Annotated in this window: 16 protein-coding genes; 8 read left to right on the top strand and 8 right to left on the bottom strand. The window is 45.5% G+C overall.

Annotation, left to right across the window (positions count from 1 at the left end):
• Positions 1 to 82 precede the first annotated feature (82 nt).
• Both H6G00_RS22520 and H6G00_RS22515 read right to left on the bottom strand, forming a co-directional pair.
• Positions 83 to 2464, bottom strand: coding sequence for a CHASE2 domain-containing protein (locus H6G00_RS22520; RefSeq protein WP_190798473.1), 2382 nt, complete (start codon positions 2462 to 2464; stop codon positions 83 to 85).
• Positions 2465 to 2495: 31 nt separating this feature from the next.
• Positions 2496 to 3278 carry a DUF928 domain-containing protein gene (locus H6G00_RS22515; RefSeq protein ID WP_190798472.1) on the bottom strand — a complete coding sequence of 261 codons (783 nt, stop codon included), beginning with the start codon at positions 3276 to 3278 and terminating at the stop codon, positions 2496 to 2498.
• A gap of 1163 nt (positions 3279 to 4441) precedes the next feature.
• Between H6G00_RS22515 and H6G00_RS22510 the strand changes: the two genes are divergently transcribed.
• The 4 genes from H6G00_RS22510 to H6G00_RS22495 all read left to right on the top strand — a co-directional run bounded on the left by H6G00_RS22510 (position 4442) and on the right by H6G00_RS22495 (position 11927).
• Positions 4442 to 5089: a sigma-70 family RNA polymerase sigma factor gene (locus H6G00_RS22510; protein ID WP_190798471.1), complete on the top strand. Its 648-nt coding sequence runs from the start codon at positions 4442 to 4444 to the stop codon at positions 5087 to 5089.
• A 17-nt stretch (positions 5090 to 5106) separates the two neighbouring features.
• Positions 5107 to 6090, top strand: a complete 984-nt coding sequence (locus tag H6G00_RS22505; protein WP_190798470.1) for a DUF1822 family protein — start codon at positions 5107 to 5109, stop codon at positions 6088 to 6090.
• A 541-nt stretch (positions 6091 to 6631) separates the two neighbouring features.
• Positions 6632 to 10966, top strand: a complete 4335-nt coding sequence (locus tag H6G00_RS22500) for a hypothetical protein (protein ID WP_190798469.1) — start codon at positions 6632 to 6634, stop codon at positions 10964 to 10966.
• A 544-nt stretch (positions 10967 to 11510) separates the two neighbouring features.
• Complete coding sequence (locus H6G00_RS22495; protein WP_190798468.1) at positions 11511 to 11927, top strand: nuclease A inhibitor family protein; 417 nt, start codon at positions 11511 to 11513, stop codon at positions 11925 to 11927.
• Here H6G00_RS22495 and H6G00_RS22490 read toward each other — a convergent pair.
• Both H6G00_RS22490 and H6G00_RS22485 read right to left on the bottom strand, forming a co-directional pair.
• Positions 11924 to 12757: a DNA/RNA non-specific endonuclease gene (locus H6G00_RS22490; protein WP_190798467.1), complete on the bottom strand. Its 834-nt coding sequence runs from the start codon at positions 12755 to 12757 to the stop codon at positions 11924 to 11926. The two genes, H6G00_RS22495 and H6G00_RS22490, sit on opposite strands and share 4 nt — an antisense overlap.
• Before the next feature lie 408 nt (positions 12758 to 13165).
• Positions 13166 to 13699: a thermonuclease family protein gene (locus H6G00_RS22485; RefSeq protein WP_190798466.1), complete on the bottom strand. Its 534-nt coding sequence runs from the start codon at positions 13697 to 13699 to the stop codon at positions 13166 to 13168.
• Between the two features lie 51 nt (positions 13700 to 13750).
• Here H6G00_RS22485 and H6G00_RS22480 point away from each other — a divergent pair, with 51 nt between their 5' ends.
• The 3 genes from H6G00_RS22480 to H6G00_RS22470 all read left to right on the top strand — a co-directional run bounded on the left by H6G00_RS22480 (position 13751) and on the right by H6G00_RS22470 (position 16668).
• Positions 13751 to 13951: a hypothetical protein gene (locus H6G00_RS22480; RefSeq protein ID WP_190798465.1), complete on the top strand. Its 201-nt coding sequence runs from the start codon at positions 13751 to 13753 to the stop codon at positions 13949 to 13951.
• Positions 13952 to 14256: 305 nt separating this feature from the next.
• Complete coding sequence (locus tag H6G00_RS22475) at positions 14257 to 15969, top strand: class I SAM-dependent methyltransferase (RefSeq protein ID WP_190798464.1); 1713 nt, start codon at positions 14257 to 14259, stop codon at positions 15967 to 15969.
• An 84-nt stretch (positions 15970 to 16053) separates the two neighbouring features.
• Positions 16054 to 16668 (top strand): 3'-5' exonuclease, encoded by a 615-nt coding sequence (locus tag H6G00_RS22470; RefSeq protein ID WP_190798463.1) that lies wholly within the window; start codon positions 16054 to 16056, stop codon positions 16666 to 16668.
• A 954-nt stretch (positions 16669 to 17622) separates the two neighbouring features.
• On the opposite strand, the gene H6G00_RS22465 is transcribed toward H6G00_RS22470, so the two are convergent.
• From H6G00_RS22465 to H6G00_RS22455, 3 genes are all read right to left on the bottom strand, one after another.
• Positions 17623 to 18267 (bottom strand): hypothetical protein, encoded by a 645-nt coding sequence (locus tag H6G00_RS22465; protein WP_190798462.1) that lies wholly within the window; start codon positions 18265 to 18267, stop codon positions 17623 to 17625.
• Between the two features lie 326 nt (positions 18268 to 18593).
• Positions 18594 to 19403 carry a hypothetical protein gene (locus H6G00_RS22460; protein WP_190798461.1) on the bottom strand — a complete coding sequence of 270 codons (810 nt, stop codon included), beginning with the start codon at positions 19401 to 19403 and terminating at the stop codon, positions 18594 to 18596.
• A 19-nt stretch (positions 19404 to 19422) separates the two neighbouring features.
• Positions 19423 to 19917 (bottom strand): hypothetical protein, encoded by a 495-nt coding sequence (locus H6G00_RS22455; protein WP_190798460.1) that lies wholly within the window; start codon positions 19915 to 19917, stop codon positions 19423 to 19425.
• Positions 19918 to 19931: 14 nt separating this feature from the next.
• Between H6G00_RS22455 and H6G00_RS36210 the strand changes: the two genes are divergently transcribed.
• Positions 19932 to 20060 carry a hypothetical protein gene (locus tag H6G00_RS36210; RefSeq protein ID WP_277881939.1) on the top strand — a complete coding sequence of 43 codons (129 nt, stop codon included), beginning with the start codon at positions 19932 to 19934 and terminating at the stop codon, positions 20058 to 20060.
• Positions 20061 to 20829: 769 nt separating this feature from the next.
• Here H6G00_RS36210 and H6G00_RS22450 read toward each other — a convergent pair.
• Entirely contained in the window at positions 20830 to 21369 is a 540-nt protein-coding gene (locus H6G00_RS22450; protein ID WP_190798459.1) for a helix-turn-helix domain-containing protein, read from the bottom strand.
• Positions 21370 to 21410 lie beyond the last annotated feature (41 nt).

Below are 21410 nucleotides of genomic sequence, written 5' to 3'. Positions count from 1 at the left end.
AGCTTTTTTTTGAGGTTTTTGACAATCTGCTCCTGGTCGAGAGACCGAAGGTGTGAGACTAAGGACGAGCACCTTTCTCAAATCAGGCTTTAGCAGTTCTATTCAATCTAAGGTGCCATACTGTAACGATGCCGCTGCTCATTACCAGCGCAATTGCTGCTGGAACAAGAGGAATCCAACCTGACTGAATCATTGCACCCCAACCAATAAGAACGAGAATGCTTCCCATCAAGCTGATCGCCCCTACTAAACGAACGGGCGACTGTACCAGAACTGCAATGTACCCTCCACCGACCGCCCATGTGGCAATCCAGAGCCACTCTATCCAGTCCAACCAGACCCAGAATAGGGGACGGTTATCTAAGACGGCACTTAGAATCTGACTAATCATATGCGCCTGAGCTATTACTCCAGGCATCTGAGATTCAATCGGTGTTTGCCAGAAATCGTCTGTCTCGCTTGCCGTCACCCCAATTAAGACAATTCGATCTTTAATCGCCTCCGGGTTTACCAATCCTGTGAGTACCTGGGTCAGAGAAACTTTTGGAGCCAGTTCACCCATGCGGTAGTTCAACAAAATTTGGGTTCCCAGCGTATCTGCGTTCCAATAACTACCGCTAGTAGGCTGGAGTTGCTGAATTGAAACAGCTCCAAACTGAGGTAAGGATATCGGGCTCAAATTGACTGCAACATTTGTAGATTGAAGGTAGCGCGAAGCAATCTGCACACTGAAGGCATAGGGCGTGGTACAAGGACTGTTTGGATCGACCAATTCTGGAGTCATCAACAGTAGGTGGCGGCGCAGTATTCCGTCAGCATCATGCACAAAGTCACTGAATCCGACCCGATCGACTGACAAATCAGGCGGCGGTGCAATGCTGTCCCCTCCGGCAAATCGGGCTTTGCAAACTCCAATAATTTGATTGTTTTGTCGAAACTGATTCACCAAATCGTTCTCGCTAGTATCCACCGAAAAGTCGCGATAGAGATCTAGTCCGATCAGACGAGGTTGAGCAGCCGTTAGTTTTTGCAGCAGCTCATTCAAGAAGTGATCAGATAGGGAAATCCTTCCTAAGTCCGGTAAATCTGCCCCATATCGCTGTCGTTCTGCATCATCAATCGTGACAATCAGCAATCGACCATCCATCGGTTCGCTCGGACGTAACCGCAGCAGATGATCAAAGGCAAATAGCTCAACTGATTGCAACAATCCAATCGATCGAATGCCAACCACAGCGGCAGCAACACACAAGCTTACGGCTCCCATCCGAACAGCTCGTCTGAGCAATTGCTTAATTCTGGTATCTGGGTTGTTTTGGAGATGGGATGGATTAGATGTAGGAAGGTCGGCGGAAGTAAGCTGTCCGGTGAGCTGGTGCCAAGTTGGGGGACATTCTGTTGGATTCTGGTAAATAACCGGGAGCCAGGTGGCGCAGGGAAATTGCTCCTCGATACCTTGCAGCTTTTCCCTCGCCGATCGCACTGCTAAATAGAAAGAATTACCCTGAGCAAAATCAGTCAGGAAATACCGCAGAAAATGTTGAGCGACGGCATCCGGCACAGGTTCGCGCATGACAACTACCTGGGGAATATGAAGTTCTGCCAAATCGCGAGCAAGCCCTAAGCCATCACAAGAGTTAAAGATGGCAAACTGCAACCCTTGTTCAACAGCATTCCTCAGCGCATATTTGAGTTGAGGAATGGTTAGGCTATCGGTCAGGTTAAGCTGTATTTCTCCTGCTGCCTGTTTCGTTTCACTGCTGCTATGTCCTGCGAAAAACAAAATGTCCCAAGAATAGTTCCACAGCTTATCATTTAATGTTTGACGATCAGGTTCGACAAGAAAGCAAATTTCTGTATCAGGGAGCTGTTCTAAAAGGGCGCGATCAGCGTTTACATTAATGCCTTCACTGTTTCCTAAGATCGCCAAAATTCTTGCTTTAAGCCCTGTTGAAGGAAGACGATCAATTCGCTCAAAGGTTGGTGCACTTAGGGCAAGCTCAGCCTGCGGATATCGCTCGACTAGCTCCCACAAATGCCATGGAAAATGCTGCAGTTCAGCGTTTTCCACTTGTAGAATAATTCGAATCTTGTCCTGAGGCTGCAACTGTTCCAGCCATTTTTCTCGAATCGCTCGCACTCCCTCGGACCGCATCCATTGATTGAATAATTTCAGAAATGCTTGTGCAGCTTCCTGGCAGTCCTGAGTTACAGAAACATTCGTAATCTGCTGCTTGGGGGCACTCAGCCGTAGACTCAGTCCTATTTGTCGATAGGTAGACTGCCACTGCTGACAAAGAATTTGCAAGTCTAAATTTGCGGGTAGTCTTCCACTCAGTTCAGCAATTGGCAGGTAGCTTAGTCGCCCGATCTCATCTGTGCTTTCCTCACCAATTTGTAGGGTGATTGGGAATCCTTGCTCAAAATTGCCTTCCCTAATTTTCAGAACAACCAGCTTACTCACAGGTTTTCTCCTGGTGATCAAGGATGCCTGCTTATGGAGCAGAACAGCAGTTTAATAGTGGTTCAGTTGAAATAGCTGACAGTCCAACTGATTGAAGAAGGCTTGCCCAACCTGCTGCAATTGCAGGATCAGGGTGCTCAGTTTGATACAAATCCCCTAAAACGTTAAGCGCATCGTACCAAATACCATTTGCAGCATAGAAAGCAGCTTGATCAATAGGCGTAGTTAACTGCTGAAGCTGAGTCTCTAACTCAGAACTCAATTGAATTCGCTCGACGCTTCCCCAAATGTCGGTTGGATTACTGTATTCACAAAGCACTTGAAACGTCCAGCTGTAAATTCCACTAGATTCTAAAGCAGGTGCATTATCAGGAATCCTAATTCGGACAATACCACCAGAGTCAGCCATATCTGTAACTCTAGTTTGATAGATATACTCCCCTGCATCATTCAGCAGCGCAAATTCTGCCGGACGCTCTGTTGAAAGAGCATAGGGCACGTAGAACCAGAAGGTGGGACGCTCAGATACCGTTAGATCTGGCGGTGATGCCTCCTGATTTGTCGTTGCAGCATTAGGAACTAGTGCCGTCAATGTCTGCGGTTTGTTGGGGCAATTTCCTCGACTTGCGCCACCGCGCGATCGTCCTGAACGGGGTGCACTTTGATTGACAGCAGGAACAAAGTGAATTGAATCCTCTCTAGAACCTAGAGTTTCAGGGGCAGACGAAAACGGTTCAACTTGGGCCAGTGCAGAACTGGTGAAGAAAAACGTGATGAGGGAAAGTATGACAGCAGATTTGATGCTTGTTTGCATAGCTTCAAGATAGGCACTAAATCGGACGACATGTCAATTAACAGGGGCTTGGCATACACCTTACTTGGTATTGCTTTTTGCCCATTCTATTTTCGGGTAATTTCCCCTATTTTCTAGACACATTTACAGGAAATAAATAGATTTAGAATAGGTTCTACATGCTGCGATCACTTAGAGAAATAAATCTCTTGTTGATTATTGAGGCAAGCACTTCAAGCTACATTGCTAACTGCATTCAAAGACATTCCCTTTCTCCTAATACGAGAAATCGAAAGGAGATTTAGAACTGACAAGTTTAGATGAGATGCTCATCTAAACATCTATCGGAACAAACCAAAAAAATTATGCAATGAGGCAAAAAAACAAACTTTTGATGAAGTTTTAAGTACTGGGTGAAACGTTTAGCCATTGTAACAAAAGCGTCATAAGCCGTAATTAAGACAATATTCTCTTTACCCTCAAACCAAAGATTTTTTCCATGCCTTCGTCATTTTGCCCTGCACCTTAGCTTTTGGATAGTTTGGTGGCGAAACTAATATTAACGCGAGTTTTCAGCAAGGGTACCCCAAAGGTGCAAGATTCCACTAACTTCAGGTTCTTCCCCGTTTCTTGTGGCTAACCTGGCTTATTCACAACGGCGTGGTAGAAGGACTCGGAGAGAGAGCTTGAAACGAAGTAGAATACGCTCTCCGAGCTTCTAAGTGTCTTCGGTGTGTCATGACAATGTGTCATTCAGATCTGCCAGGAAATTCTGATGCTCAGCGCTCTTTGAAGTTCGCTCTTGAGATTTGGCAACTAAGTAGTGATGCTGAGATTTTGTTGGCCTATCAAGCTAAGGAAAAGGTGAAAATTTGTCACGCTCCAGCAGCCCGTATTGGAAATTAGTGCGATCCTAACAAAATCTACCTACATTTTGAACCAATTAGTGAGTCAACAGGTGTATCAGTTGGTTAGAGCTGTGAGACGCTAACGATAGCAATCAATTAGGGTACGACCGGGCTGACACGATTGCCTGTTGATGATTGTCACTAGCAAAGAAAAACATAAGCATGTAAGAAAACTTGACGAAGGGGGAATCGAGGAGAAAATTTACCTTACAATCAAGCAGGGCATCTGCTTTTCTCCAATCAGCGTTCCTGTCCATTGAAACATTTGACAATCGAATGGGTGAACTTGACCAACAGCTAAGAGAACTCGTGATAGAAGCTTGTCAGCATCCTCTAGGCAGCCCCAAACGGCAACGTGCTCTGACTAAAGTGATTCGGCTTTCCTCCAGCAAGCTCTGGCGCGATAGTTCTCCTCATTACGCTGATGCGCTTCAGCAAACCTGGGTTTACTTCTGTCAAAACGTTTGCGAGGCAAAAACCGGCAACCGTTACGATCCCAGCCAGAGTACCGTTCACACTTGGCTCAACGCCTACTTAAAACGCCGCTTGCAAGATTTTTATATTGATACACAGAAGCAGCAAGCTACCCGTGCCACCCCTCAAACTTGGCAAACTCGATCGGGTGATGTTGAAGAAATGGACCCCATTGCCAACCTTGCTGCAGAACCCGATGTTCCGCCCCTGTTGGATGAAGTCAGTACTTGGGCAAAAACTGACGATGGTGGAGAACTGCGGCGCGTTCACATCGAAGGGCACACCCAAGTAAATTGTCAACTTCTCATTTTGCGACGACTGCCCCCCGAAACAAGTTGGAAAGACCTGTCAGCAGAATTTGGTTTAAACGTCTCTACACTCAGCAGCTTCTACCAGCGGCAATGTATGCCTCGCTTGCGTAAATTTGGTGAGTCTGAGGGATATATCTAAAGGAGGCGTGCTAACCCATGACGCAGAGCAACGCATTTGATATGACATTCGCCATTCCCTTACCAATTTCCCAATCTGCAATTGCAACCGCCGATCGCTTTGCCCAACGTCAACCCAATTTGCAGAAAGCAAGTCAGGTTCGCCTTAATACCTTAGCGGTTCGTGTCATGCAAGATTACTTGCAGCTGATGGGTATTGATACAAGTCTATCAGGCGATAGTTGGAATCCAGTAACCCAGCTTATGGCAAACGTTGCTGATTTGGAAATTGAAGGTTTGGGGCGGCTTGAGTGTCGTTCGGTTTCTAGCAATGCTGTGACCTGTCCAATCCCACCGGAGGTTTGGCACGAGCGTATTGGTTATGTTGTGCTTCAGATCAATGAGCTGCAGCACGAAGCATATTTGCTGGGATTTGTGGAAACCGTTGAGGATGAAGAATTACCTCTAAATCAGCTTCAACCACCCGAAGAATTGTTCGATCATCTCGATCGCCTATTGCATCCTGTGGCGATGGCGAAACCTATAATTTCAGAACAGATGATGGGACAAATGAGCGATCGGCTCACCTCATTGAGTCAGTGGCTTCAGGACCGCTTTCAGGTAGGCTGGGAGACGGTCGAGTCGCTGCTAGCTCCTCAGAATCAGCTTGCCTATGGGTTTCGGGGCAGTGCCGCAGTTCTTGAACCGAACCTCGTTCGACGTGCTAAACGCATTCATGCTGGTATCCAAGCAGCAGCACAGCCTCTGCTCCTTGTTGTGAATCTGATGCCTCAGCTGGAAGAGATCAACATTCGCCTGCAGCTTTATCATGAGTTCAAAACCTACTTACCGCACGGTATAAAGTTAGTGGTTTTAGACAATACGAATTCAGTATTCCTCGAAGCCGAATCGCGTCAGACCGATAACTACATTCAGCTAGAGTTTGATGCCATTGCCGGGGAAGTGTTTACGGTACAGGTTCAGTTTGAGGGATCAATTGTGACTGAAGCATTTGTGGTGTAGAACGGCATGACTGTAGCATTCACACTACAGTTATCTTTCTTATGGTCCAAATTTAGGCTCTCTTACAATATCAATGAGTAGGTGGCACCTAACGCGACAATTTATTTAAATAATCCTTAATTGAACAAATAGTTTGGGTGAAGAGATGGTAGATCGTTGCACCCACCTCTTAAGGGAGATCAATATTAATCTTCATTCTTGACTGTATTACTACTGAGAAGCTTAAACAAAATTTACTCAAACATCTAAGCAATCATACTGACAGATTTTATTTTATCGTTTAAGCTGTATCAGTAAAAAATATTACTGCTGATTTTTGTCTTACGTAAATACGCAAATCAGAAAACATTCTATCCCTTTCATGGAAAGCGTCAGACATAGTTAAACAAGCAATTCGTCAGTTGGCTCAGTTCTTGCCCACGTTATTTGCTTGTCATTGCTCAACAATCTCTAAACGGTGCAACGTTGCACCTATCCTCTTATAGACTGCCCCTCCACGAAATTAGTCAAAACTTCAATAACTTACGGAGTCCAATTTATCATGTCGTTTGCTGATTCTCTTTCGCTTCATGGTGGACTTGCTAATGGTTCTACTGACTTCACTAATGCACCAGATGTATTAGGAACAAACTCCTTGCTGGAACCAAGCAGGCAAACAGGTATCTCAATTGAGCGATCGCCAGCTTTAGAATTTGTAGATTCATCTACTCACCTAAGGAGCTCGAAAGGGAAAAAGCTGATTGTTACTGGACATCACCAGCGAGTGAATGGAACATCAGGCAACGATATTCTGGACGCTCGGCGTGGTAGAGGAAATAATGTACTCAATAGTGGTAAGGGAAACGATAAACTCTTCGCTAAATGGAAAGATGTACTGTCTGGAGGGGCAGGAAATGATGTTTTAGATGCCTCCAAAGGACGGGGGAGAAATGTTCTTAAGGGTGACGCTGGAAACGACATTTTGTTTGCTGGTCGCAGTGATAAACTGTTTGGCGGTGTAGGAAATGATGCGCTTTGGGCAAAAGATGGTAGCAGTGCATTAACTGGGGGAACCGGCGCAGACAAGTTTTGGGCTTCCAGCGGCAGTAATATTCGTATTACTGATTTTCAAGTGGGCACTGATCTAGTTGGCGTAATCGATGCTTCTGGAGTAGGTCAGTTTGAAGATTTGCTCTTGACTCAGCAGAAAGCTAATACTATTGTTACGTTTCAAGGAAAGACAGTTACGACTTTGATAGGAGTATCAGCCCAAACCCTCGACCAGAACAATTTCACATTTGTTCAATCTGAAGGCGAGGCAATGGAGATAACTTTTAACAGGGACCTAAATGGTAACGGGATAATTGGTCCAAGGCCGACCTTTGATACAGTAGTTGATTTCGCCAAGTTTCTGTTTGGGAACCTTGGTCTCAACCCTACTAATGCTGCTTCTGCCCTTTGGAATAGTGAGTATAACCTTGATGCGAGAAAGCTCGCTGATTTGCTTTGGGATGAAGGGTCCAGCCCCACAGAAATTGGACAGGCAATGAAACATGTTGGCATCAGCCTGGAAGACATTGCCGACGGTGTTAAACGGGGCATTACGAAGAGTGATGGAACTGGGCTTAATGATACCGATGTAGCTATAGCTCTTTGGAACAGTGGTTATAGTCTTGATGCGAGAAAACTAGCAGATTTACTATGGGATCAGGGTGCTAATCCCATAGAGATTGGTCAGGCAATGAAGTATCTGAACTTAAGTTTAGATACAATTGCTGATAGTGTTAGATGGGGAGTTACAAAAGCTGACGGGACTAATCTTGCTTACCACCAGGTAGCTGAGGCTCTGTGGAATAGTGGCTACAGTGGTGCTGATGGTCTTGATTCTAGAAAGCTTGCAGACTTACTCTGGGACAACAATGCTAGTCAAGAACAAATTGGTCAAGCTTTTAATTATTTGGGTTTGAGCCTAGAAATACTTACTGATGCTGTTAAATGGGGAATTACACAGACTGATGGTACTAATCTAAATTATATTGATGCAGCCATAGCTGTCTGGAATAGCGGTTACGGACTTGACACAAGAAAGCTTGCCGATTTGCTTTGGGATGGGGGAGCAAGCCAACAACAAATCGGTCAGATATTTGAGTATTTCAATTGGGACTTAGAAACGATTGCTGACGCTATAGATGATGGTATTACTAACAGTGATGGAACTAAACTTAATTACATTGATACAGCTCTAGCGCTGTGGGATAGTGGCTATAGCCTTGACACAAGAGTTCTTGCGGGTCTCCTCTGGAATGAAGGTGCTAGCCAAGGAGATATTGGGCAAGCAATCAAGTATCTTGGCTATGACCTAGCAACTATTGCAGATGCCATGGTTGATGGTCCCATTGACTTTAACTACACTGATACAGCTCTAGCGCTGTGGGATAGTGGCTATAGCCTTGACACAAGAGTTCTTGCGGGTCTCCTCTGGAATGAAGGTGCTAGCCAAGGCAACATTGGGCAAGCAATCAAGTATCTTGGCTATGACCTAGCAACCATTGCAGATGCTATGGTCGATGGTCCTATTGACTTTAACTACATTGATACAGCTCTAGCGCTGTGGAATAGTGGCTATAGCCTTGACACAAGAGTTCTTGCGGGTCTCCTCTGGAATGAAGGTGCTAGCCAAGGCAATATTGGGCAAGCAATCAGGAATCTTGGCTATGACCTGGCAACCATTGCAGATGCTATGGTCGATGGTCCTATTGACTTTAACTACATTGATACAGCTCTAGCACTGTGGAATAGTGGCTATAGCCTTGACACAAGAGTTCTTGCAGGTCTTCTCTGGAATGAAGGTGCTAGCCAAGGCAATATTGGGCAAGCAATCAGGAATCTTGGCTATGACCTAGCAACCATTGCAGATGCTATGGATGATGGTCCTATTGACTTTAACTACATTGATACAGCTCTAGCACTGTGGAATAGCGGTCATAGCCTTGACACAAGAGTTCTTGCAGGTCTTCTCTGGAATGAAGGTGCTAGCCAAGGCAATATTGGGCAAGCAATCAAGTATCTTGGCTATGACCTAGCAACCATTGCAGATGCTATGGTCGATGGTCCTATTGACTTTAACTACATTGATACAGCTCTAGCACTGTGGAATAGCGGTCATAGCCTTGACACAAGAGTTCTTGCAGGTCTTCTCTGGAATGAAGGTGCTAGCCAAGGCAATATTGGGCAAGCAATCAGGAATCTTGGCTATGACCTAGCAACCATTGCAGATGCTATGGTCGATGGTCCTACTGACTTTAACTACATTGATACAGCTCTAGCACTGTGGAATAGCGGTCATAGCATTACTGGAGGACAACTTGCAGCCCTTCTCTGGAATGAAGGTGCGAGTCAAGGAAACATGGGTCAAGCCATGAGAGCCCTGGGATTCACCAATGAGAATATTGGTTATGCAGTAAAGAATGCACCAGGTATTGGTTTTAACTATAGCGATGTCGCTAGAGCTGTTTGGGATAGCGGTAATGCCGTAAGCGATTTTACAATCGCTGATATAGTGAAGTCTTTAGGTGGAGGTTATGGTGATATAGTTGGCGCACTCAAAGAAATTGGAGCTACAGATTTCAGAGCCAATTTCTTGGCTGCACGGGCAAGCTTCATAAGCGTCGTAAACAAACTTTTCGACAAGGTTGAGGAGGTTGCTGACAAGGTTGAAGATGTTGTTTCTGATATCGAGAATTCCATACCCGATAACAAAGTCATTGACATTGTTCTTTTACCATATACTCTTCCTGCTGCAGTTGTTGTAAATACAGTCGAAGCTGTTAAGCAAGGAGACATTGAAGTAATTGTTGATGGTTTGAAAAAGATTCCTGTTCTAGGCACTGCTGTAGGTGTGATAGATGGAGTCATTAAAGCTGCCCAAGGGGATGAAAAGGGAATTCTTGAAGAGTCAATCAATTCAGCTCTAGCCTTTTATGGAGCAACAAACGTAATCACTCCTGCAATGGTAGAGTTTGCTGTAGATGTCTTTTGGGAACTTAAAGATTCAGATTACCAAGGAGCTATCTCAGAGTCCCTTGAAAATCTTGGAATGCAAAAAACAGTAGCCGATCTTTTCGTTACTGTAGCTTGGTCCATGGCAGCAGATAATAATTGGGAGAGTGCAATTAATGCTGCTCTGAGCAAAGTTGGTTTTAATAACGCCAATTCTTTTGTTGATATAGCATGGGACATAATTGACCAAAATTACAAAGAGGCCCTCAAAACTGGACTAGAACTTATAGGCTTTACAAACCTCGGTATTAATCAAGCTAAAGCCGATGCATTTCTTAATCTAACGGTAGCTATTCGAGACGGAAAACCCAATCAAGCGGCAGATATTTTAATTGCTCTCTCTGGTAACAATCAACTGGTTATTCAGAGTAGTTGGGTTAGGGATTTAAAAGATGGAAATCTTGCCAATGATCGTCAAGCTCTTCAATTGGGGTTATCTAACTTAGGTTTTCGTGATGCAACTCAATGGGTTAATACCGTTTGGGCTGTTAAAGAAGGTAAATACCTTGATGCTCTATCTACTGTTATGACTTTAGGTCGTTTTACTGATGGTCAAACTTGGGTGAAGATCATTGACAACTTACAAAAGGAAAACTATGAAGAGGCTTTATCTACTGCCTTTAAACTGGCTGATTTTCCAGATGGTGAATCCTTAGCGGATGCAGTTCTCGCAGTTAAAGAAGGAGACTACATAACAGCATTCTATGAAAGTCTCAACTTAGTTGAGGGCGGACAAGACTTAGCGGATGCGTTCAAATATCTTGTGAAGTTTGACCTTCAAGAGTTTGTGACATCGATGGTTAGTGCGGCTCCTCTTCTATTAAGAGTCCTAGTTTAAACGGTTGTATTGCAAAAAGGATGCTGCTTTAGTTTGAGTTCCTGCCTGCTTTTGAACATTAACTATCCCCACGAGATGCACAATGAGTGTCCTAAGAATGCCCAGAATGCTCATTTTGTAACTACTTGAAGAACTGAGCCAGTGCCGGAGATATGCCAAGCAGCTGCACCGTTCAACCGACTGTTTTTTTGCTTGAGCTCATCGTCAGGTACTGTCGCAAAATCTTTTCAAAAGGCTATCTGAAGTGTTGTAGTACGTGTATTTCAACTTCACTCATAGTGCTTCCAAAATTTTTTGCGACAGTACCCAGAAGAACAGGATAGTAGCTCAAAAGTGCTGTTAGTTGGGACTGAACGAGATTGCTCACTCCTACTCGGGCATCCTATGAGCGGTAGATGCAACCTGATGATTGACACATCTCTAGCTATCGCAAGATGGTTGGGGATTACTTTTTAGGAGAGCTACTGGTAGTATCGAGACTTGGCGGGCGGATTGCTCAGGGGCATGACATACTTTGGTCAAGACCTCCACCAATTTTGGCAGCATGACAGACTCGATTGATGAGCCAACGCTTTTGGAGCAGCTCAAGCAACTGACCGATGGACTCTACTGGATGAGCGAGTCTGATTACCCATTTGAGGTGTTTCGCTGGGAAGATAAGGCTCAAGCTGCTTTGGACACAGAGACAGTACTTCAGAGGACAGGGCACTCAGCCGATACTCCAGTCACAGTCATCAGCCTCGACCAATTTCTCCAACGTGCCATTAAGGAAGAGAAATGGCATAGCGATGAGGAGCGGGAAGATGTCAGACGCTACCGAGAATTGTTAGAGATGCTGAAGCAGTATTTCAGTGACATCCAGGTTTACCGCATTGGCGAAGTCAAAATCGATGTTTATGTCGTCGGGCGCTCGCCTGCTGGTAATTGGGTAGGACTTTCCACCCAAGTAGTTGAGACTTAACGGCTAACCTGACTTTCAATCACTGCTTGAATCTCTGCTGGCACAGCCGATAAGAAGTCATAGCCGGTAGCTGCTTCAATCTCGTCTACTGAGACAACGTAAGTTTCCCAATCGGGATCGATTCCGTCCTGGTTGGGCATATCCACAGCAATCACCCGTGTCTCTTCGGTAATGTCCTCGATGCCTGAGCCTGGTTCTAGCACCACAACCACTTTCCAGGTGTTCGTCGGGACAACGACCTGCCCGCTGCCGATCCGCTTTTGCTCTCCATAGCTGCCAGCAACGATATACAGCTCGTTGCCTTCCTCCACCAAATCCCTAGAATAATCCTCTAATCCCCGCCAGGTCTGCTGGTTGTTGTCTGGGGCTTGAGGAATCATGTTAGTCATCACGAAGGTAGAAGAATTGTCGCCTTCTGTTGCAGTTCGATCCGCAGAAGGCGCTAGGTGCCCGCGATCGTAACCGCTCTGCCGATAGTCACGTGGAGTCACCTGGTAAAAGTCTTCAGGCAGGGTTTCATCTGGGCGAAAGTCGTCTTGCCTTTCAGCTTCCCCAATCCAGTCTGGGCTCAGTTGCCAGCTTACCCAATTTGCAATCCGTTTGCTGTCGTTGTAGGACAATGCGTATTGTGGTTTAACCATTAAGTAATTTTCGGGGTCATCCTCGCCAGCATTGCTAGGATTGCCAAAACTGAGATGGACGCTATCAGCGGTACCGCCATCCGGCATAGAGTCAGGCAGCGTCTCATCCGGAGCCACCGTGCATCCAGCGGTAAGTGCCAATAATAGTGCTGTTGTTCCCCAAGCGAGAAGGCGTTTAGGGTTTAGCATGGCTGATTTTGAGGAGTTCCGTAGGTGAAATGATTCAAGTACTGGGCGGCAGTAAAATTGTTGCTCTGCATAACCTAATATTTATTGAGTTCTTCAGAGCTCTACTGCCAGTTTCCGCAGAAGTGGTGTGGGTTTTACGATTGCCTGAAGCCTCTGCAAGTCAGCTTCCCTGGGTTATCCTTCCCTGATCTCACGGACAGTCTTCACCCTTCCAGGCTTCTAGTAAGCAGCAACATTAGCTAGCAACAAACCAAACAATGCCTCGGGCAAAGTTCTAACTATGCTGTCTACTGCTCCTTATTAGCTCCAACAATTGAATGTAACAATTCCCATAAAGAGCGATCGCAGCATCAGGAGCGATCGCCCAAGGTGTTCTATGAACACGTAAACGCTTTGTTTACCCTGTGATTATTCCCGCTGCGCCCGACGATACTCCCAGGGGCGCTGATGATTGCCCGACCACACCCCAACCTTGTTCTCCTGGGCGATCGCTTCCGCCATTCGCATCGATTCACCATTAGGGCAACCCTCCACATACTCGGGGTAAACGTAAGCCAGCCCCGCCATCAGTAGCTCTTGCTGAACAAACGTTTCTTCCTCACCGCCTCCAGAGACGAATACCTCAGCAACCTGGCGACCATGGCGGTCGCGCTCTACAGGAACGATGCCGACCTCTTCACCCTCAACCAAGCTTCTTACCAGAGCTTCAGCCTCCGTCCCAAGCGGCTGCTCCGACTCCGGCGCATCAATCCCACAGAGCCGAATGGTTTCAGCCGTCTGACCCTGCTGAACTGTGAACGTGTCGCCGTCAATGACTTCCCCTGCCTGCCAGTACTCGGTATCAATTCCCTGTGATTGCCTCCAGCGCTGCCATCCCGCTCCGAATAAAGCCGCGATCGCACTGATCGATAACAGCACCAAAGCCCATTTGATCGGTTTCATTCCGTAGATCCCTGTCGTATTGGGGGTGTTTTGGCGATTACAGGTTGCCTAATGTCCATTTTTCCCAATCAGACAAAGGACTTTCTGTTCAACAAAAAACTTGCTCGGTTTCTTTCAGAAGTGCAGGTTGAAGGGTTGCCCCTAACTGGAGCTTCTCAAGCATCAGCCGAAAAAGTTCAGCTGATGCTGATTCCTCAACACTCGGCGAGGACTAAGAACTGCAATGCAGAGAGAGCGGCAGATCTACAGTAAAGCGGACTGTTTCTTCAGAAGTTGTAGTCAGGTCGGGATAGGGAGAAGAAATAGGATCACTCCTACTTCTTAAAGGATAGAGAGGGATCGCAATCTCTAGAGGTTCTGCCCAGCAGGGCTTCCAGAACTACGTTTTTTTCTCTGTCCTTCACGTAAATGCACTACCCCTTCCTAAATGTTGTTCCATATTTTCGATCTACAGGAAACTGGAAGTGGCTCGAGGATTTGTGCTTTAACTGAATCAGCACTGCTAAGACAAACGAGTCAAGGCTGCAATCAGACCATCCAGGTGAGGTGATTCAAGGTTGAATTCAATCGGGTGGTACGAGCAACATGCTGCTACTGTCATCCCGCGCTACGAAAGTCTTCAAGCAGAGGCTGTTCATCGTTGGCTGCTTGAACTCATCCCCGCTCGCCCCAGTTTGGTGCTGGACATCGGAGCTGGTAGCGGTCGGGACGCAGCCTGGTTAGCGGCTCAAGGACATGAAGTGATTGCAGTTGAGCCAGCGGCTGCCATGCGAGAAGAAGGGCAAAGACTGCATCCAAGTGCCAGAATTCGCTGGATTGATGATCATCTCCCGGTGTTGCAAAAGGTTCACCGCTTGGGCATGGCATTTGACTTCATTCTCCTCAGTGCGGTCTGGATGCACATTCCACCTGCTGAGCGCTCACGGGCATTCCGCAAGATAATCACCCTGCTGAAACCGGGTGGACTTTTGGCAATTACCCTGCGGCATGGGGAGGCTGAAGCAGAGCGTGAGATTTATGGGGTGAGCTGGGAAGAAATTGAACGTCTGGCACGAGAGCATGGAGCAACGATTGTCCGCAAGGTTGAGGAGCCCGATCAATTGGCTCGCTCGGATGTCTCCTGGACGAAGATTGCGATATCCCTGCCCGATGACGGCACAGGTGCCCTGCCCCTGCTGCGACACATCATTCTGAACGACTCCAAATCGTCCACCTATAAACTGGCGCTTCTACGGGTAATTTGCCGGATAGCAGACAGCACGGCTGGAACCGCTCACCACCTGGACGACGAGTATGTCAGTGTTCCCCTGGGATTGGTCGCCCTCTACTGGATTCGCCTATTCAAACCTTTACTTCAGGCAGACTTGCCTCAAAATCCAACAAATCGAGGAGCTAAGGGGTTGGGATTTGCTGGGGAAGGATTTAGATCACTTAGTTCTACCTCTCACTTAGACTTGCGAATCGGTGCGCGGTTCTCAGGTACAGCCGCCAAAGGTCTACATCAGGCATTGAAAGAAGCCGTGAAAACGATCGCGGAGATGCCTGCTCACTACCTGACCTATCCCAATGGCAGTCAGATTCTAAAAGTCAATCGCTGCTCCCGGCTGCTCACGCCCCCTGAAATTCTGATTGATACAGCCTATCTTGCTAGCTTCGGGCAATTGCTCATCCCCAAAAATATCTGGTTAGCCCTACTGCGCTTTGAGGTCTGGGTTGAGCCCGCCTTGATCGCGGAGTGGATTCGGCTGATGAAAGGATATGCATCGGGACAGGGGCGACCCCTCAACGAAGCAGAACTTGCAGCCGCCATGACCTGGTCAGATCCCAGCCGAGATGTCACAGTCGCACGGCAACGGGCAATCGAGCTATTGTCCTGCAAGGATTTGTTCTGTGTCTGGAGCGGCAAGCGGTTAAACGAACAATCGCTGGACATGGATCATTGTTTCCCCTGGTCGGCGTGGGCCTGTGATGACCTGTGGAACTTGATGCCCTCCGACCGCAGGGTGAATCAACACCAGAAGCGCGATCGCCTGCCAGGTGCTGAAGTTTTGCGCTCTGCCGAGGAGCGGGTTCAATTCTGGTGGGATGCAGCTTATCTTCAAGCTGTTAATCCACTAATACCTGTACGTTTCACCCATGAAGCGCGTGCCAGTCTGCCGGGGCTATTTGACGTGGCTGATCCATTTGCCCTGGACGATCTCTTTACAGGTATTATGATGCAGCAGGTAAGACTGAAGTACGATCAGCAGGTGCCAGAATGGACGGGTTAGACTCCTCCCCCTCAAGTATCTGTCCTCCTTCGGGAACGATAGTCAATGGGATCATAGCTTTGCGTTCATGCTGGATGATTGATGATGACAACCTTTGTTGCTCTGGATTTTGAAACCGCAGATAACGGCAGGGATAGTGCCTGTTCTGTCGGATTAATTCGGGTGGAGAACTACCAGATTGTGCAACGGGTGCATCATCTGATTCGTCCACCTCGTTCAACCTTTCGGTTCACCTCCATTCATGGTGTTGCCTGGTGTCATGTTGCGGATCAACCTTCCTTTGGTGAGCTTTGGAAATCTATCTCTCCGATTCTGCAGGGTGCAGAGTTTCTGGCAGCCCATAATGCTCCCTTTGATAAAGGTGTTTTGTACGCCTGCTGTGATGCTTATGAAATTTCTCGACCCCCGCAACCCTTCATCTGCACCGTTCAACTCGCTCGCAGAACTTGGGACATTCGCCCTACTAGATTGCCTAATGTTTGCGAGTATTTGGGAATTCAGTTAGACCACCACCAGGCTCTCTCAGATGCAGAAGCCTGTGCCCGAATTGTGATAGCTGCACAGGGATATAGTTCCAACGGCTCTTCCAAAACCATCATCGAATGCCCCACCTGCAATGGGAAATTACGAGTGTCTACAGGACAGACAGGGACAATTATTTGTCCACGGTGTAAACACGAATTTACAACCAGTACTTGAAACACGGTTTCCTAAATTTCACGATTTCCCCGCAGGTTCCTAATGCACTTAGAGAACATGATTGGTACGTTACTTCATCTACCCATCCTTCTGATTCTGAGTGTATGGTCGCTTTACAGTCACCGCAGGACAATTCAAACTTCAACATCAATAGATACTGGATTGACGATATTGCTCGGCATCAGCGCGGAGTCGTCAAAAAGGGTCTCTCAAATCTGCTAGCCCAGCAAGGCATGGAGAGAGATGCCCTCATGACGAGACTTACAGTTGACCCATTGATACTGCACCCCTGCGAACGTGATTTCCTCAACCTTCCAAAGAGCCGTTCGTCATCCATTTATTTTCTGCTGGATACGCACAATGAAATCATTCTGTATATTGGTGAGACGCGAAAGTCATTAAGGAGCCGCTGGAGTTATCATCACTGCTCCCAATTTATCTCCCCATACATTGCCTTGGGATATGCAGAAGAGAGCAGTATTGCTCTATCGTGGGTTTCTAAGATTCCAGTACAGAGAAGGGCTGAATGTGAAAAGCACCTGATCCGGCTTTGGCAGCCGCCATTCAATGCCGAGAATTGGATGCGATGGATACCCAAGATTATGCTGTGTGTCCCAGCACGTGGTGTCTAATGTCATCGAGCTGGCTTAATTAGCCTAAATTCACCTTGCCCGGTTGCGGAACACTTTTAGTGAATTGTCGCGCTAGGACTGTCGTCGCAATTGACTTCTACGGCTGAGCCAGTACGGTAATTTTTTTGCAATTTTTGCAGCGATACATTTGCTGACCGTATCTGTCGTGCCCATTCTTTGAAATTTTAGATGAATGGCAATGTGGGCAATGAGTAAGTCTTTCAGATTTATTGGTTTTTGGAGTTCCTCTCTTTACAGAAGTAGCATTTTATGTCGATGCTTCGACTTCTCCTCCACGCTTAGATTTTCTGAAACCATTGTTTTAAGGCTCATCTGTTGTGTCAGTGTTTTGCTCTACGAAATCAGGTGAATTCTCGTCAGTTTTTGATGCTTCCTTAGAGTTTTCAGAATCTCGATGTGAAGATTGTTCTTGGTCCTTATTGATGAGGATGCTTTGAGATTGATCAGAAATCACTCCAAATAATCGAACTAACGCACGTTCGATATTAGAGACACGATTTTCCAGTTCTTTTAGCTTCGACATTTCAAAACTTAAGGATAAACTTGGTGAACCTTGAATTCCTTGAAGTGTTTTAGATACTTCATTGCTATAAGTCTTCTTTAAAGCTTCATTGATTTGTTTTGAATGTAGATTTGCTATCAAGAAATTAACTCCTTGACAACATAAATTTGTTATAGTTGTTCCTCTCTTCTTTGCTTCAAACTCTAAAGCATCATAAATTTCTTGGCTGATTCGAATGTTAATCTGTTTATTTTTTCCAGACATTTTCTGCATCTTTGCTATACAGTTTGCTATACAAAAAACATTTTGTTTATTGGCGTGTAGCCTGATCGTCATCTTTTCGGCAAGAAGTATCTGACTGCTAGAGATTAAAAGACCCTTGACCAAGCTTTGGTGAAGAATTAGCGGAATAAGATTTAGAACTTCTTGAAACGCTTTTCTCAAAGGAGTTTTGAACCTCATGCACTTTCAGGAATGGAAAGTATACGTATAGCTGTTTGATAGCATTTGTATACATTTGGCTGCTTAACTCTTTGATTTTGGTCAATTTTTCTTCTGATATGCAATATAGCAACATCATTAAATACAGTTGGATCATGTTGAATCTGTACTAGAAAGAGCGTAAAAATAAGCGTAAATGTTCAATTCATAACCACATAGTCAAAAGTCCATATTGATCCCTTCACCTGAATCGTTTATAGGGGACTTGCAAGGAAGAGTTTTATAGACTCTACGTGCTTTGTATAGCAGTTCTCTGCATGAACTCCAATTTAATTTCGTTTTGAGCGTTTTGGTGCAGCTGCTCGAACTGGGTTATTTCTGAAGCGTTCGTAACTCCTACGAAAATCCTCAACTGATATCCATCGACGATATATATTTCGATGTGTTTGCACTGAGTGTCCCAATGAATTAGAAGCTTCTTCTTCTCCCATTGGATTATCAATAGTTGATCTTCTCACCCAAGCGTAGCGAAGAAAGTAGTATCTACCACCTGGAAAATACTTGTGCAATTTGAGTTTTCCACTAACAATTTTTCCTAACTCAGTACTCTCAACTGAATCAGAAGTTCGTTGTGGTGCTTGTTCATATTGCTTTCTAAAATCCTCAATTTCTTCAGGAAACTGAGCTTGACGCAGCTCAAATTCATCAAGCCACTCAGGATAATTTGGATAACAATATCGAAATCCGGTTTTTGTATGTTCGGGGATGAGAATGTAATCTTTACCTTCTTTTAAAGGAGTACGATCTGCAAAAAAATGTTCATGGTTGCGAAGCCCGTAGATAAGTCCTACTTTGTAAATATTCTTCCAAGGATCGTCGGGTAATTCATCGATTACCTCAACAAGCCTCTCATCTGATGGAATAATAATACTCTTCGCCTTTTGATCAACGGTTCTGTTAGAGTAGTTACCTCCCAACTTCTCAAAATCAATGTCAAATTGCAGCCCAGTGTAATCTACAAAATTCTTAAAGTGTTTACAAGCTCTTTGCCGAGCCGCACTATTTTCCTCAGTCGCTTCGATAACTTCAATGATTCCATCTCTTGTCAGGATTAAATTTTGACTTTTTTCTGTATTCATAGTTCTAATCTGTTATAAGTCAGTATTCGTTTCTTTCGATGGCTTCCTTGATTTCTTCTTCTAGCTTTTTTGCCAGATTTTTCTTGATTTCTTCTGGCAAAAGACGCCTAAGATACTGCCACGGTCCGTTCTTCCAAGCTTTTAATTTTTTAACAGAAGGGTTGTTACCTAAATAACCATTTTTATAATTAAGGATTAATTGGTCAATTCGATCGCTGTCGTAACTGCGTTTCTGGTATTTACGCCAGTCAAATTTATCTTCGGCGCATTCCTTGTCTACCTGGATTGCAAATAGAATGACCTTTTTGAAGTAGGAAGGGTTATTAAAACATCCAGTTGCAATTTCCTGAGGTCTCCATTTTTTCGACTTTTCGTAGGGCTTTGGCGGGAGTAACCGCTTTAAGTAGAGTTTGCGACCACGGGGAAAAACCGACCCTGGAATATTTAGAATTTTCAGCACTTGGCTAATATCTTTGTACGTTTCCAGCTTAAACTTGCTCAGGTCAGTCTTCATCGTGGAATCTTGGCGTGGTTAGGGGGAACATCTGCTGGCGATCGCATAGTGCTGCTCCTTTTCAGCACCAAGAAGTAGCTAAGCGATCGCCAGCAACGATCACTCAGCCAGAACAATCCACCCGGACACAGGTGCCGAGGTAGAAACCTTTAAAATTTGCTTAAAATCTGCGCTATCCAAAGCAAAGCTTGGGATAGAGGTTATTTGGTTTTCCGCTAAATTCCCCTAATGGTGAAGCGCTGAGGAAATTTGGAAGCGGGCGTTGTTTGCTATACCATCAGAATAGATTGGAAAAGGCTCCAATCGTCAATGGTTTGAAACATTTCTTTATAATTTACCTGGGCTTACTTACCTTTTGAGAAGGGTTAATATAGGCTAAAGAGCTTGCCCTATGTGCATCCTAGCGATCAAGAGTGAAATAAAGTAATTAAACTTTTTTTTGAAATTAAATTCTACTTGATAGCCCTGGGAATTAGGAAAAGGTGCCTTTTATTATTTTGCTGTGAGATTTTAATGAACGTAACAAATTGTTAAGAGCAGTAAAGAAATAATTAATTAAGGGTGCTATGCAACTTCTGAAACCCTTTTCTAGCAATAGTTACAAGCACTTATACATACCTAAGTTTGCCTAAACTTTGCTTGAGCTCTTTTATAAATAAAGCAAAAATCAAAACTTTAGCGTCGAACAGGTTATTTCCCAAGACCTTCTTCCCGAGTTATCGGGCAATAGGACAAAGAATCCTTGAAAGCTTCATGTGCAAAGCATACAGCCGTTTTTTCCGTTATTACCTGCCACGTTTCCCATTTCGTCCTGCTAAATCCGAGTATCAATAGCGGTGAAAGGCTTACATAGGTAGGCATCAGTGCCCTTTCTCTTGGAACTCCTACCCCTTTCGTTAACTGAGGAAAGAATTATAGTTTGAGAACAGGGCGCTTTTCTGGAGGGGTATCTAGTGCCTTGCTGCAACGCCCTACGTGCCATTGCCAACGAGATAGCCCTGAGCCAGGAACACTGGTATCTCGACAGTGATGTCCAACCTTAAGCCAGCCTCTACGTCGCAGCTTCCGCAGCTGCTCGGCTGAAATTCCCAGGCAGTCTGCTGCCTGTTGAGTGTTCAACCACTCTGTTTCCCCTTTCAAATGTTGTCTAACCGAAGCAGAATCTTTGATCAGGGTGAGGTGAAATTCTGCAAAATAGGTTGCGTCAGACCCGGTGGTGGATTGGATGCCGTCACTGTCCCATACGACCCAATATTGCCATCCCGGTGAGGGACTAAACTGCATCCCCATAATGCGTCCAGTTTGGCAACACCATATACCGTTGCTATCCTCTCCGCACCATTTGACCCTCTCACCAAAATGAAACTTGGGTTCAGTAAACTCTTGCCGCCTTGGAATCGCCACCAACCAGGCGTAGTCCTGTTCCTTAGAATAAGTAGCGTGATTTGCCATGATGAAAATCTGTAGATCTTGGTTAATGATTAAAAGTGAAT

Origin of the sequence: Leptolyngbya sp. FACHB-541 (assembly GCF_014695875.1) — a bacterium.
Taxonomy (GTDB): Bacteria; Cyanobacteriota; Cyanobacteriia; order Elainellales; family Elainellaceae; genus JAAUTN01.
Note: the sequence above shows the minus strand (reverse complement) of the source record. Positions and strands in the feature narration are given on the sequence as shown.

Bases quoted from the DNA above. Each gene is read 5' to 3' on its own strand.
- H6G00_RS22490 (WP_190798467.1), bottom strand. From the start codon at position 12,757: ATGCTAAACCCTAAACGCCTTCTCGCTTGGGGAACAACAGCACTATTA.
- H6G00_RS22460 (WP_190798461.1), bottom strand. From the start codon at position 19,403: ATGAATACAGAAAAAAGTCAAAATTTAATCCTGACAAGAGATGGAATC.
- H6G00_RS22495 (WP_190798468.1), top strand. From the start codon at position 11,511: ATGACAGACTCGATTGATGAGCCAACGCTTTTGGAGCAGCTCAAGCAA.
- H6G00_RS22485 (WP_190798466.1), bottom strand. From the start codon at position 13,699: ATGAAACCGATCAAATGGGCTTTGGTGCTGTTATCGATCAGTGCGATC.
- H6G00_RS22455 (WP_190798460.1), bottom strand. From the start codon at position 19,917: ATGAAGACTGACCTGAGCAAGTTTAAGCTGGAAACGTACAAAGATATT.
- H6G00_RS22510 (WP_190798471.1), top strand. From the start codon at position 4,442: ATGGGTGAACTTGACCAACAGCTAAGAGAACTCGTGATAGAAGCTTGT.
- H6G00_RS22500 (WP_190798469.1), top strand. From the start codon at position 6,632: ATGTCGTTTGCTGATTCTCTTTCGCTTCATGGTGGACTTGCTAATGGT.
- H6G00_RS22505 (WP_190798470.1), top strand. From the start codon at position 5,107: ATGACGCAGAGCAACGCATTTGATATGACATTCGCCATTCCCTTACCA.
- H6G00_RS22480 (WP_190798465.1), top strand. From the start codon at position 13,751: ATGTCCATTTTTCCCAATCAGACAAAGGACTTTCTGTTCAACAAAAAA.
- H6G00_RS22470 (WP_190798463.1), top strand. From the start codon at position 16,054: ATGACAACCTTTGTTGCTCTGGATTTTGAAACCGCAGATAACGGCAGG.
- H6G00_RS22450 (WP_190798459.1), bottom strand. From the start codon at position 21,369: ATGGCAAATCACGCTACTTATTCTAAGGAACAGGACTACGCCTGGTTG.
- H6G00_RS22515 (WP_190798472.1), bottom strand. From the start codon at position 3,278: ATGCAAACAAGCATCAAATCTGCTGTCATACTTTCCCTCATCACGTTT.